This window comes from Pontibacter sp. YIM B11418 (assembly GCF_059278805.1).
Genome location: NZ_JCAEMH010000001.1, coordinates 655,716 through 668,406, shown reverse-complemented (window position 1 = coordinate 668,406; position 12,691 = coordinate 655,716). Strand labels below are relative to the sequence as shown.

Annotated in this window: 11 protein-coding genes; 4 read left to right on the top strand and 7 right to left on the bottom strand. The window is 50.5% G+C overall.

Annotated features, from left to right (window positions below; all coding sequences use genetic code 11):
• Positions 1-129: 129 nt before the first annotated feature.
• Both AC4QZR_RS02990 and AC4QZR_RS02985 read right to left on the bottom strand, forming a co-directional pair.
• A complete protein-coding gene (locus tag AC4QZR_RS02990; RefSeq protein ID WP_494479560.1) occupies positions 130-930 on the bottom strand; it encodes a hypothetical protein in 801 nt (266 codons plus the stop codon).
• 247 nt (positions 931-1,177) lie between these two features.
• On the bottom strand, positions 1,178-2,167 hold the full coding sequence (locus AC4QZR_RS02985) for an aspartate-semialdehyde dehydrogenase (protein WP_494479559.1): 990 nt from the start codon (positions 2,165-2,167) through the stop codon (positions 1,178-1,180).
• Positions 2,168-2,671: 504 nt separating this feature from the next.
• Here AC4QZR_RS02985 and AC4QZR_RS02980 point away from each other — a divergent pair.
• Both AC4QZR_RS02980 and AC4QZR_RS02975 read left to right on the top strand, forming a co-directional pair.
• On the top strand, positions 2,672-5,332 hold the full coding sequence (locus AC4QZR_RS02980; RefSeq protein ID WP_494479558.1) for a lamin tail domain-containing protein: 2,661 nt from the start codon (positions 2,672-2,674) through the stop codon (positions 5,330-5,332).
• 973 nt (positions 5,333-6,305) lie between these two features.
• A complete protein-coding gene (locus AC4QZR_RS02975) occupies positions 6,306-7,571 on the top strand; it encodes a DEAD/DEAH box helicase (RefSeq protein WP_494479557.1) in 1,266 nt (421 codons plus the stop codon).
• 219 nt (positions 7,572-7,790) lie between these two features.
• On the opposite strand, the gene AC4QZR_RS02970 is transcribed toward AC4QZR_RS02975, so the two are convergent.
• The 5 genes from AC4QZR_RS02970 to AC4QZR_RS02950 all read right to left on the bottom strand — a co-directional run bounded on the left by AC4QZR_RS02970 (position 7,791) and on the right by AC4QZR_RS02950 (position 11,738).
• On the bottom strand, positions 7,791-8,888 hold the full coding sequence (locus AC4QZR_RS02970) for a BamA/TamA family outer membrane protein (protein WP_494479556.1): 1,098 nt from the start codon (positions 8,886-8,888) through the stop codon (positions 7,791-7,793).
• On the bottom strand, positions 8,885-9,244 hold the full coding sequence (locus tag AC4QZR_RS02965; RefSeq protein WP_494479555.1) for a c-type cytochrome: 360 nt from the start codon (positions 9,242-9,244) through the stop codon (positions 8,885-8,887). Before AC4QZR_RS02965 ends, AC4QZR_RS02970 begins: the two co-directional genes overlap by 4 nt.
• Positions 9,245-9,251: 7 nt before the next feature.
• Positions 9,252-10,706 (bottom strand): PQQ-dependent sugar dehydrogenase, encoded by a 1,455-nt coding sequence (locus AC4QZR_RS02960; protein WP_494479554.1) that lies wholly within the window; start codon positions 10,704-10,706, stop codon positions 9,252-9,254.
• 227 nt (positions 10,707-10,933) lie between these two features.
• Positions 10,934-11,467: a dihydrofolate reductase family protein gene (locus AC4QZR_RS02955; protein ID WP_494479553.1), complete on the bottom strand. Its 534-nt coding sequence runs from the start codon at positions 11,465-11,467 to the stop codon at positions 10,934-10,936.
• A 55-nt stretch (positions 11,468-11,522) separates the two neighbouring features.
• Positions 11,523-11,738, bottom strand: coding sequence for a YgaP family membrane protein (locus AC4QZR_RS02950; RefSeq protein ID WP_494479552.1), 216 nt, complete (start codon positions 11,736-11,738; stop codon positions 11,523-11,525).
• Positions 11,739-11,860: 122 nt separating this feature from the next.
• Between AC4QZR_RS02950 and AC4QZR_RS02945 the strand changes: the two genes are divergently transcribed.
• Together AC4QZR_RS02945 and AC4QZR_RS02940 are read left to right on the top strand one after the other, a co-directional pair.
• The gene (locus AC4QZR_RS02945; RefSeq protein WP_494479551.1) at positions 11,861-12,181 is read left to right on the top strand and encodes a DUF2752 domain-containing protein; all 321 of its coding nucleotides are present in this window, start codon (positions 11,861-11,863) and stop codon (positions 12,179-12,181) included.
• Positions 12,182-12,184: 3 nt separating this feature from the next.
• A complete protein-coding gene (locus AC4QZR_RS02940) occupies positions 12,185-12,571 on the top strand; it encodes a TM2 domain-containing protein (RefSeq protein ID WP_494479550.1) in 387 nt (128 codons plus the stop codon).
• Positions 12,572-12,691: the final 120 nt, after the last annotated feature.

The following is a 12,691-nucleotide window of genomic DNA, read 5'->3' as shown; positions in this document are numbered from 1 at the left end:
TGTTGTATGATCTGCTGTTTATGAGTGCAAATCCTGAACTTTTATAATTGCGGATTTGCACTCTACCTGCTTATAAGTTATAGTCTCTTCTAAACGCGGATTACAAATTCGAAGGAGTAGAGTTTTGAGTTAAAAATTCTTTTGCTCTAGTATCTGATTTATTTTCTGTAGCTCGGATAAGCTATTTATTGTTAAGTTTTCACTAGATATCAATTTTTTAATTTCTGCCAGAATTTTACTCTCAATTATTTGAAGTGTTGATTCGTAGGCATTTGGATTTACATTAGACAAATACTCAAATTCTGCTTCGGATAGTACCGTCATTAATATTTGTTTAGTGCCTGGATCTTTTTTCCAATTACATATATGCTCTTTCAAATAACCGTCTACTAACAAGTAGCTGGTCCTGCCTATAAATCCTTGGTATGCAAGCAAAAGAAGCCATAGTTGTTCAGAAATGAAAGGTCTGTAACGGATAATTTTATAAGAAATATTGGTTAATTCTATACTAGAACTAATTAGAGGAACATTCCCTATTTCAGATTCAAAGCCTTGCTTCTTCTTGAGGGTTGAGAAGTTTAATTCTTCATCTATAAAAACTTGATAGGTAAGATAAACTATAGAAGGGATAGAAGATTTCATCTTAAGTATTCCATCCCAAAATATTTCAGCAGCTTCAATTCTTTTGTCTAATAGCTTTTGGAAGCTATGGCCATGCTGCTGAGTTAAAGTAGTTATAACCGAATTGTTTTTGTTTAATACACTTTTTAATTCTTCAAGCTTCTTATTACTAGATTCTTGCCATTTATGTACGATTCTTTGGTTAATTAATTTACTTGAATAGAGGAGAATTGCAGAGGCTACTACGCTAACTCCACCGATTAACTTAATTAATCTCAAATTATCTATCTGAGAAAGAAACTCATCCATACTTTTCTCTTAATATGTGTATAGTTTGGCTAAATTAATATAATCCGAGTATTGTGCATCATCACTCCTGCTATCTTTGGTCTCTGAGTCTGAACCCAACCTGCTGAGGATATGGATATCCGCTTAACTCGGCACAAATAAAAAATGGGGACTTCTTAGTCCCCATTTTCTAGCTCTCAGGCTTGGAAGTCCGGAAGAGCAAATTTTGTAGTTCTACTTGATGTATGTGTCGTGATCGCAGCTATACCTACACCAGCCCCTCCTTCACCAAATACTCTGCAATCTGCACAGCATTGGTCGCAGCGCCTTTGCGCAGGTTATCGGCTACGATCCACATGTTCAGCGTTCTTGGCTGAGTTTCGTCTAAACGCACACGGCCTACGAGCACCTCATCTTTGCCGTGGGCGTCTTTCGGCATCGGGTATTGCAGGTTTTTTACGTCATCTACTACCTTGACACCTTCCGTTTCGTTGAGGATGCGGTATACCTCTTCCAGCGTAAAGTCTTTCTCAAACTCCACGTTCACCGACTCCGAGTGGCCACCCATGACAGGTATACGCACCGCTGTGGCCGTTACACGAATGGAGTCGTCACCCATGATCTTCCTGGTTTCGAGGATCATCTTCATTTCCTCTTTGGTGTAGCCGTTGTCCTGGAACACGTCGATGTGCGGCAGCACGTTCAGGTCGATGGGGTAAGGATACGCCATCTCGCCTTCCTTGCCGGCGCGCTCGTTCATGAGTTGCTCCACTGCTTTCACGCCGGTGCCTGTTACCGATTGGTAGGTGCTCACCACGATGCGCTTGGCCTGCAGCTCTTCGTGCAGCTTGTTCAGGGCTACCACCATCTGGATGGTCGAGCAGTTCGGGTTAGCAATAATCTTATCTTCTTTGGTCAATTCTTTGGCGTTGATCTCCGGTACCACCAGCTTTTTGGTCGGGTCCATGCGCCAGGCTGAGGAATTGTCCACTACTACTATGCCTGCTTCGGCAAACTTTGGCGCCCACTCGGTAGAGGTGCTACCGCCGGCTGAGAAAATGGCAATTTGCGGGGCAGCCGCAATCGCGTCCTGCATCCCGATTACCTTTATCTGTTTACCCTTAAACGCCATCTGTTTACCAACAGATCTCTCAGAAGCAACCAACAACAGTTCCGTTACCGGGAAGTCGCGCTCCGCCAGTACTTTCAAAATCTCGCCGCCCACTAGTCCAGTGGCGCCTACTACTGCTACTTTCATTGTTTAGGGTATATTAATTAATTGTTTAATGGTTGAATTGTTGATCCGAGTATAGCCTATCCCAGTGCGATGGCTACTCCAAATAACAGACAATTCGAGATACTCTAGTCTGAATCCTGCCAATTTTTTAATCCTGCAAATCCTGATTCAGACAATTATACCTGTGCACGCTTCGAACGAGTCGCGACCTGTTTCTACAAGAGCCTTCCAACACAAGATCCGTGACACAGCATTCCTAAACTCTCCAGCCTCCTCTAACTAACTTATCTGGGCCGCGTAAAAGTTCTAAATTTTCAAAAACGGTTCGTATACCCGATTTCACAGTGTCTTCGAAGATCTGTGCGTGCCATCGTTCTTTGGACTCTCGTTCCGCCTTTCCCTTTTTGCGGCTGCGAAGTTCGTAAGTTTTCACCGAAACATCTGCGCATGAAACAAACTTTACGCCAAGCTATAATAGATTCTCAAATCATTACATATCATGCTGGCCCTCAGTATTCTTTGAGAATGACGACATGGGTGCAGGGGCTCGTGATAGGTATAAACTACTTTATCCCTGATCTCCTCAGAGCAGGTTTCACGCAAAAGGTGCTGGCGACAGGGCTTCTTCTCTTTCTCCCATACCTGACTAGCGCTCAACTCCAGGAGGATTTCTCTGACGGAAACTTCACCCAAAATCCTATCTGGGCGGGCGATGTGAGCGGCTTTATGGTAAATCCTCAAAACCAGTTGCAGAGCAACGGGCCGGCAGTGACAGGCACCACGCTATACCTGTCCACACCCTCGCAGGCAGCAGAAGGTACGGTATGGGAGTTCTGGGCCAATCTGCGCCTGGCTACCTCATCGAGCAACTATGCCGATATTTTCCTGATCGCAGACAAAGGGGATTTGAAAGCCGCAGATGTGAATGGCTACTTTGTCCGGATTGGCAACACGGCCGACGAGGTGAGTCTCCATAGAAAAGATACCGGCAAGCCCTCTGTACTAATCATCAACGGCGTGGACAAAAAGTTGGCAACTTCCAACAACATCGTGCGGGTGCGGGTGACGCGGGGCCTCGATTATACCTGGCGGCTCGAGATTGATGTGACCGGAACGGGGCAAAGTTATGTGAGCCAGGGGACTGTAACAGATGCTACTCACAAACACTCCGCCTATTTTGGCGTGCTGGTCAGGTATAGCTCAGCCAATAGCCAACGGTTTTTCTTTGATGATTTCCGGATAACGGACACGAACCCGCCCGTGCTGGAGAGCGCCCAGCCGCTGAGCACGCAAACGCTGGAACTACGCTTTAATGAGCCGCTGGCGCCGGAGCAAGCCCAAAATCCGGATTACTATACCTTAAATGGCAGCATCAAACCAACTTCAGCTGAACTTACGGCAAGCAACACTGTTTTGCTTACGTTTGCGCAATCTCTGCGGAATGGGCCAAATACAATTGCAGTTTCAGGTATAGCCGACCTCTATGGCAATGCCTTGCAGAGCCTTGTAGAGTTGACTTTTCAATATGCGCTGCCACCTGCGTTGCCCGGGTATAACGAGCTGCTCATCACCGAGGTCATGTCCCGCGAAACACCCTTTGTCGGGTTGCCAGCCGTTGAATACATCGAGCTGCACAACCCAACCGAAAAGGTGCTTACGCTGCAAGGTATACGCTATGCTGATGCCACCTCTACTGCGGTCCTGCCCAACGTGCTGCTGCAGCCCGGCGAGTATGCCGTGGTGGTGCCCAACACGCAGGTGGCCAATTTTACAGAATACGGTCGCGTAATCGGTATCAGCAATTTTCCGAGCCTGAACAACACCGGTGAACTTCTGCAACTACGCCAGCCCAATGGCCGGTTGATCTACGCCGTGAGCTACAATGACACCTGGTACCGCGACAATGCCAAGCGCAACGGTGGCTGGAGCTTGGAGATGATTGACGTGACCAACCCCTGTGCCGGAGCCGAGAACTGGATAGCCTCCAACGACCCTCGAGGCGGTACGCCCGCTCAACCTAACTCCGTAGCCGCTTCTATACCTGACAACACGCCTCCAACACTACTAAATATCACCGTCCTGGCATTTGACCGGCTGCTGCTGCGTTTCAATGAGCGCCTCGACAGCGCACAGGTTGCCGATGCGGGTCGCTATACCTTGGGCCCGGTAGGTATAGGTATAGCAGCCATTCAGGTTGCCTCGCCTTTGTTTGAGGAGGTGATATTGCAACTCAATGCGCCACTGCAGGAGCGGCAGCGTTATACCTTAACCGCCACAGGTATACGCGACTGTGCCGGCAATCTGAGTTCGCAGCCCCTGACAGCTACTTTTGCCCTGCCTTCTGCACCGGAGCCCGGCGACGTGGTGATCAACGAAGTACTGTTTAACCCCAGACCCGGCGGCGTAGATTTTGTGGAGCTCGTTAACCACAGCGACAAATACATTAACCTGCAAAACTGGCAACTGGCCGATACCAGTAACGACAGCATCGTTAACCGGCGTGTGATCACAGCGGCCCCTTATGTACTGGAGCCCGGTCAATATGTGGTGCTCACGACCAATCCCGAGAACATCAAAGCCAATTATCCGGCAGCCCGCGAAGAGACATTGCTACGGATGCCCTCACTGCCTTCCTACCCCGATGCGGCTGGCTCGGTTATCGTGTTGCAGCCCGACAGTCGAGTTGCCGATCGCTTTGATTACAGCGAGCGCATGCACTTTAGCCTGATCGACGACCGCAATGGCATCTCGCTGGAGCGCATCCGGCTGGATGGTCCCACCACACCTGAAAACTTTCATTCGGCCGCGACCACAGTCTTTGCTACACCGGGTTACCCCAATTCACAATCCCAGCCAGGTATAGCAGCGCAACGCATTTTCACGATAGAGCCCAAGGTCTTCTCTCCGGATGGCGATGGCTACGAAGATTTCACTACTATCAATTACAGTACAGACCAAACCGGCTTCGTAGCCAACATCACTGTGTTTGATGCGCAGGGGCGGGAAGTGCGCAAGCTGGTTCGTAATGAGCTGCTGGCTTCTGAAGGCTTCTTCCGCTGGGACGGCATCCGGCAGGATGGCACCAAAGCCGCTATCGGTTACTACCTGTTTTACATCGAGCTGTTTGGCTTAGATGGACAAAAGAGTGTGCACAAAGAACGGGTAGTGATAGGAGGGAGGCTGTGAGATCTTGATAGTTATGAGTTTGGAAATTAGAGAGGAGTGATGTAGTCACGTTAAATCTTAACGTCATTCACGAGCAACTGCTTTACGTTGGCTCTTCCGGACTTCCGAATCTGGAAGTATTCCTGCTGGGGACTATACTTGCACACAGGCCCACAGGCTCTTTCGGATTTACTAATCCGAAAGTAAACGGTAGGGGATTTCCTAATCCCCGTATACCTGCAGACTTACGAACGGGGATGTGGATATCCCCAACAGAAAGCTTCGGGATATCCATGTCCCGAAAAGCCTTGTAGCAAAGCCTTTCAGGACGAGACTACCTGTAAGGACAGGTCGCGACCTGTCCGAATCGTGTACTTCTAAACCTTGTTAAATCACGCACCGGTATAACTATCTGAACCGTGCAGGGAAATCTCCTCTGGGGATATAGGCCCTCGATAAATGGAGGGGCAGGTAAATCATGCACTAAACAATTCAACCTTAATAGGTATAGCCCTTAATCAAATCCTTCGTAAAGTCATATATAAACTTTACAAACTAACTTCTTTGGGAAGTGGCTAAATATGTTAGCAACTTTGTTGATAACTTACACTTATCCACAAGTGCTTGCTATTTTTTTTAGAATATACGTCTACTCCTGCTAAATGCTGTTAGCTGGCCGGCGGCGTTCGGTTTAGTTTTTACGTATTTGCTGCTTAAATCATAAAGCCTGCACTGTGACTCCAGTAGCTGCTCACCACGCTGGCCAGTATGAACGGGTCCTCTTATTATTGGCATTGTGCCAAAGCGCTGTAGGAACTTGACGATACTATGAAGAACTGGGTCGGGGACAGCTGACAAATCGCAAGGGGAAGCTATACCTTAGAAGCCGGCACCTCATTTCAGGCAGTAGAATTAAATCAGAAAAAGAAGCCGTACCTTTGCATTTCGCTGCGGCCCTGCGTAATGGTCAGTAGCTAACCAGTAACGCAACACCATGAAGTTCGAAGATTACCGCATATCCGACGAGATCAAAAAAAGCCTGGACAAGCTTGGTTTCCGCAAACCAACCGATATCCAGTTCAAAGCCATACCGCCTATTATGAAAGGGGAGGACGTGCTGGCCATCGCCCAGACCGGCACGGGAAAGACCGCCGCCTTCGCTATACCTATCCTCGACAGGCTGCAGTATGCCATCAACCGCCGGCGCTCCGACGGTATTAAGTGTGTGGTGATGGTGCCGACCCGCGAGCTGGCCTTGCAGATTACAGAAGTGTTCGAAGAATTGGGTCGCCATACCCGCGTTAAGACTTTTTGCGTGTTCGGTGGCGTGGAGCAGGGGCCACAGATTGCTAAACTGGAGGCAGGTATAGACATCCTGGTAGCCACCCCCGGCCGTCTGTTTGACCTCGTGAGCCAAGGGTATATCCGCCTGGAGCGCGTGGAGGTGCTGGTGCTCGACGAGGCCGACCACATGCTCGACCTGGGCTTCATCCACGACATCCGCCAACTGATCACCAAGCTGCCACGCAAGCGCCAGACACTGTTCTTTTCGGCCACGATCAACGAAAAGATCAAGGAACTGGCCTATTCGCTGGTGAACAAGCCAGTGCGTATCCAGATCTCTCCGAAGGACCCCGTGTCCAAAAATGTGGACCACTCGGTGATGTATGTGGAGATGGACGAGAAGCGCTTTTTTCTGGAGCGTGTCGTGAAGGAGAATCCGGATAAGAAGATATTGGCCTTTGTGCGCACGCAGGTACGTGCCGAGCGTGTGGTGGCAGCCATGGAGCGGGTAGGTATAGAAGCCCTCAGTATACACGGCGGCAAAGAGCAGAAAGACCGCACCGACGTGATGAAGCGCTTCAAGAAGGGTGACGTTAAGCTGTTGATCGCCACCGATGTGAGTGCCCGTGGCATTGATATTCCGAACGTGGACTATGTGGTAAACTACGACTTGCCCGACCAGCCTGAGAACTACGTGCACCGCGTGGGCCGTACCGGTCGCGGCACCGCTAAAGGTATAGCCGTGTCGTTCTGCAGCTCCGAAGAGAAGCCCATTCTGGACGAAATTCAGACCTACCTCACCAAAGACATCAAAGTACTGCAGCTTGACCCGGAAGACCGCGAAGCTACCATCGACTTCAGCCCGGAGGCCAAATTTGACTGGAAAGCGCTGATGAAGGAAGCCGAAGAGACAGAGTCGAAAGTAAAGGCCGCCAAATCCAAAAAAGCCAAAGCGAAGGCCAAGAAAAAGAAATAGACAGGTATAGTTGATAATCGAAAAGAGCCTGCGTGGACGTACTGTCTGTGCAGGCTCTTTCGATTATCAACTATACCTAATTGTTAGCTATACCTTAGTCTTGGCTATACCTGCCAACTAAAGTTTACAGAAGCCGCCATCGGACCTATGGAAGTAGAACCGGAAAGGACAGGGGATGGGGCAATCTTTAGGGCCTGGGTATCTTCAGAGGGTATTCACCTAAAAGGCTTCTCCGAACGAGACATAAAACCCGCTGGCCCCTTCTTTGCCGATAGCGTAATCGAAACGGAGGTTGATGTTCTCCTGCCGGTCTATCAGGAACCGAAGACCCAAGCCATAACTCGGTTTGAACTCTCCCTGCTCAAATGCCCCCAACCGCGGCGCCACATCGCCTGCTCCCCCAAAGGCAGTACCCGCAATCCGCCAGAAAATTGGGAATCTGTACTCTGCCTGCAATGCCACATACTGCCGATCGCGGTAACGGCCCCGGTAATACCCCCGCATATCGCTGTCGCTGCCCAGGAGCCCCATCATGCGGAAGGGTGGATTGCCGGAATTAAACACACCATAGCCTTGCACCGCAAGCAAGTGGCTCCAGGGTAGCGGGAAGTATTTCCGCAGGTCGAGCTCGAAACGTGTGAAGCGGAAATCACTTCCGAGTACTTTGCCAAAGCGGGTTAGTGCCAGTAAAGCATAGGCGCCCTGTTGGGGATTGAGGATGTTCTGGCGGTTGTCGAAGGCGAAGACGGCTCCTGCTCCGGACGAGGTGCCGCCCCCGCTGCCAGGTATAGCATCGTTGTCCAAAATCCCTTCCGATGTTGGTTCTACTGCGTACATATGCTGCAGTTGGTAGCGTGGCCCTATGTACCAGTAACGGGGCAGACGACGGAGCAGCGTGGCATTGAACTCAAGGCGTTTACTGTCATAGTTCTCCTCCATCTCTTGTGTCGTGGAATTGCCGATGCCATAGAAGTTCTCCGGGAACTTCAAATAGGCTGCTTCTCCGGAAAAGAAGGTTCTGTCGCCCTTCGAAAACATGTTCCACTCCGACGAAAGAATAAGCTGTTTGTTTTGTGTGTAGTTGCCTTCTACCTTAAAGTTAGACGTGCGCGTCAGGCTATCTTGGTGCAACCGTGCGGTGAGCAGTACAACGGCGCCCGCATACCAGCGTGTCTCAGGAGAGTAGCCAAAAGCGGGCAAGGGCAACACGCCGACCTTTCTTGAAGTTACTGAATCGTTTTGAACAGGCCATCGTTCTGCCGTAGCAGTCCGGCAGAACGATAGCATGAGCAGGATGGCAAGAATGATGCGTTTCAAGATGCCTCCTCTTTGTTCTTTTTAGCTTTGCGCTGTGCTTTGATGTAGGCCATCAGGTCATCGAGTTGCTCAGGCGAGATGACCTCTTTCTTGAAAGCAGGCATGGCGCCCAGCCCATTTCTGATCTGGAATCGGATGACAAAACCTGGTGCGGGCTTATCATTGATGGCAGGTCCCAAGCCGGTCTCGCCTCCGGGATGGCATGGCTGGCAGTAGGTGTTGAAAACAACTTCTCCCCGGGCAATGGCGGGTTCAGAGGTAGGAATGGGCGCATACGTGGGCTCGCCCCGTTTTGCCGTGCCACAGGCCACGATGAACAGCAGGCCGAATAGGAGCAAGGTATAGCGTTGTTTCATAGCCAGCTTAGTTGTTGGTTCTGCTTACTTTCCACACAACACCGGTTTTTTGTTGCGGAGCAGGCCCTTGCTCGGTCATCTGCATCACACCGAAGTCCACGATGTAGAGGCTCTGCCCATCCGGTGAAAACTTGACGGACATGGGTCTTTCGAGGCCCCCATGCTTCAGTTTGGAGGCAGGTCCATTCTCTTTGCCTTTATTTACGGCAAAGTCTGTGATGATCCCGTTGCCAACGTCAACCCGGACTACTTTAAAGCCTACCGGGTCCAGCACTTTTCCCGCATTTGGCGCCATGTCGCCAAACTGGGCAATAAAAGCCTGACCCCGGTGCCCGAATTCGTCGCTTCTAGAGAAATCCATCCCGTTAGATGAGGAGTGCACGCCGAGTGTGGCACTAGGCCGGGGTGGTTTGTTAGGATGCCTGGCGAGTAGCGGTTTAGGGGCTTCTCCACTAGGCTTGCCGAACTTCTCACCGTCGAATGCCAAGCCGCCCGAGTAATCAGGCCAGCCATACCAGGTGCCGGGCTGTACCTGCCATAGGTAATCGCCGGTCCCCCATACGGGCCTGCTGCCTCTTTCGTCGTAGCTGTTGTCGGTCACGTATAGCTTGCCCTCGGTGGAAAAGGCAATGCCGAAGGGGTTGCGAAAGCCCCAGGCTACGAGCTCGGTAGTACCGCCTTCCAGGGGTACGCGCATGACGGCCCCGGAGCAGGGCACACGGCCTTTGATAACCTGGCCTTTGGTGGTAGGGGTGCCATAGGGAGAGTAGGCGCCTGTGGTCTGTTGTCCTGGCTTATCCGGTAGCGGGCTGTCCGTGGTGAAGTTCTGACCTGTCAGTGTGATATCGTCGCACGGCACATCATGGAAATCAGGGAACCGCTTCAGCCATCCGAAATCAGCGTTGTCAGTTCCCACTATACCTGAGTTTGTCGCGGAGCCTTGTCCAAAATAAATGTAGCCATCAGGGCCGACTGCCAGCGCATCCGTATGGTGGTCTCCAAAAGAGGGCATGCCTTCAGCCAGAGTTGTGAGTGAACCGTCAGGAGAGATCCGGAGAATTTTACCGCCTTCCATCTGGCCGCCTTCTGATACATAGAAGTTGCCCCTGTAGAAGGCGACCCCTGTCCAAGGACCGTTTTTCTGCCCAGCCGCTATGGGTGTCAGGCTGCCTCCCTGGTCCAGGCGCACGAGCTTAGGATCCAGGAATACCTCGCCATAAGAGTAGCCGGCTTCTATCACATAAGCCATGCCTTGGTCATCGAAGGTTATGTCAGTAGGAAAGGTAAGGCCCGTGGCCACCGCTTCGGCTTTGTAACCAGGAGGTAACTCGATGTCCTCCGCATTCACCGGCCTGGAGTCTGTTCTTATGTCTCCCTGGCCACCACCTTCAGAGGAAAGCGTTCGGTAGCAGCTGCTCAACCCAATAAGCACAAGCAGTGGAAAGATGTAGCGGTGCGTCATGACGATACATTTATTTTTTAGGATATAGTCAATATAACGACTCAGGTTTTTTTAAGTTAGAAAGCTTTTAGCTTAAGATTAGATACTTGTTGATAAGGCATAATATGCTTGCTGCCAGTGTCTTGTGATTGCATAAAAGCCTTGGTAGGAACTGATATCAATACCAGAAGCAGAAGGGCCTCGCTGTGATGCAAGGCCCTTCTGCTTCTGGTGGCTATACCTGACTTTCAGCAACTGTACCTGATCTGCAGGAAGCCGTTGCGGTACAGTTTGTTTTCGGTCGGTATCAGTTTCAGTCTATGCTCCTCGGTTTCCGCAGAAAACAGTGGGATGCCTTTCCCTAGCACGATTGGTATATAAGTCAGGATGATCTCGTCCAGCAGGCCTGCATTCAGCACCGTGGCGTTCAGCTGGCCGCCGCCTATCAGCCAGATGTCTTTACCTGGCTGCTCTTTTAGTTTTTCGACAAAATCCACTGCTCCGTCTTTCACAAACGAGACGTGCTCCGTATCCTGCTGCTTTGAGCGGCTGAAGACGTAGTTTTTCAGCTCAGGGTAGGGGAACGGCATATCGAAGCCCAGGATTTCGCGGTAGGTATTGTGCCCCATCAGGGTAGTGTCGATGGTTTGCAAAAAAGCGCTGTAGCCGAAGTCCTCGTCCGGGATGTTGTATTTCTTGTCGTGCAGCCAGTCAATGTTCCCGTCAGGTCGGGCTATATACCCGTCGGTGCTGGTCGCAATGTATAGGATGATCTTTCTCATAGCGCTATAGGTACGTAAAGCCGACGCGCAGGTATAGCAGGTGAGGTACTATTAATTAGAGTACCGCGCTTTTTACCCGATGCTCCTCGCCTGCGCACCCATTATAGCCGAGCGCCTGATTTACGGGACAATAGCGTAGCATACCTGTCAGGATAGGTATAACGCCAATAGCCGACAAGGCCTTTATATTATAGTAAGCTCCCACCCCGATCATGGCAAGACCTGCCAACACTCGAACCTTTTGCTCAGTCAATCCTACGTTACATTCCATATTGATATCTTTTATACCTTTTACTGTCATACGAGACACCTACAGGAAGATGTTATGAAATGATCGTGCTATAATTTGGACAATCATGATATTAACTATACCTTATAGGGGCAATGCAAGCAATGAACAGAAATAGCGCCCTTTATGCGGCACGCAGCGTCGTGCCGGAGGCCGGTGCCTGGATCCTAGGCCTGTTGCTGCTGGCTGGTCTGGAGCCCACGAGCGACCATCTGTTCAGTCTGTGCCCGGTGAGCTGGGTATGGGAGGGTGGCTGCCCGGGCTGCGGCCTTGGGCATAGCATAGCCTACCTGTTCAGGGGAGAATTGGGGCCTTCCTGGAAAGCCCACCCGCTGGGGGTACCCGCGTTGTTGCTGCTAAGCTGGCGTGTGACGGAGCTTTTAGCACAGACCCGCAAATTATATCTGCATCACTCTAAACTATAAACTATGGCTAATGTATTTAATTTAATGCCTGAACTTGAGCCCGACGAGATGGCTTATGTGCAAGGTTTGCTGAACTCCATGTCGGACCACGAGGCGCAGCAGTTTGTTTCTGTTTACAGAGCACGGCGCCGGGAGCCATTGCTGGTGCTAATAACGGCCGCCATCGGTTTCTTCGGGGTAGCCGGTGTGCACCGTTTTGTGCTGGGGCATATAGGTATGGGGCTGCTGTACATCTTTACGGGCGGGCTGTGTTTTATAGGTACCATCATCGATGTGATTAATCATAAGCGCCTGGCGTTCGAGTACAACATCAAAGAAGCGCAGCAGGCACATGCGATCGTCATGGCCCAGTCAGGTGCTTACGGTGGCTCCGGGGACTACGGCGTTTAGCTTTTGTTACGGATGACCTCTTCTCTGTTATAACACCTCGTGTACAGAACGAAAAAAATCTTCTGAATAAAGGAAGTAGCAGGTAGAGGTGTGCCTTGGATATTCTCCAAAAAAATATAT

Bases quoted from the DNA above. Each gene is read 5' to 3' on its own strand.
- AC4QZR_RS02955 (WP_494479553.1), bottom strand. From the start codon at position 11,467: ATGAGAAAGATCATCCTATACATTGCGACCAGCACCGACGGGTATATA.
- AC4QZR_RS02940 (WP_494479550.1), top strand. From the start codon at position 12,185: ATGGCTAATGTATTTAATTTAATGCCTGAACTTGAGCCCGACGAGATG.
- AC4QZR_RS02950 (WP_494479552.1), bottom strand. From the start codon at position 11,738: ATGGAATGTAACGTAGGATTGACTGAGCAAAAGGTTCGAGTGTTGGCA.
- AC4QZR_RS02985 (WP_494479559.1), bottom strand. From the start codon at position 2,167: ATGAAAGTAGCAGTAGTAGGCGCCACTGGACTAGTGGGCGGCGAGATT.
- AC4QZR_RS02975 (WP_494479557.1), top strand. From the start codon at position 6,306: ATGAAGTTCGAAGATTACCGCATATCCGACGAGATCAAAAAAAGCCTG.
- AC4QZR_RS02960 (WP_494479554.1), bottom strand. From the start codon at position 10,706: ATGACGCACCGCTACATCTTTCCACTGCTTGTGCTTATTGGGTTGAGC.
- AC4QZR_RS02965 (WP_494479555.1), bottom strand. From the start codon at position 9,244: ATGAAACAACGCTATACCTTGCTCCTATTCGGCCTGCTGTTCATCGTG.
- AC4QZR_RS02990 (WP_494479560.1), bottom strand. From the start codon at position 930: ATGGATGAGTTTCTTTCTCAGATAGATAATTTGAGATTAATTAAGTTA.
- AC4QZR_RS02980 (WP_494479558.1), top strand. From the start codon at position 2,672: ATGACGACATGGGTGCAGGGGCTCGTGATAGGTATAAACTACTTTATC.
- AC4QZR_RS02945 (WP_494479551.1), top strand. From the start codon at position 11,861: ATGAACAGAAATAGCGCCCTTTATGCGGCACGCAGCGTCGTGCCGGAG.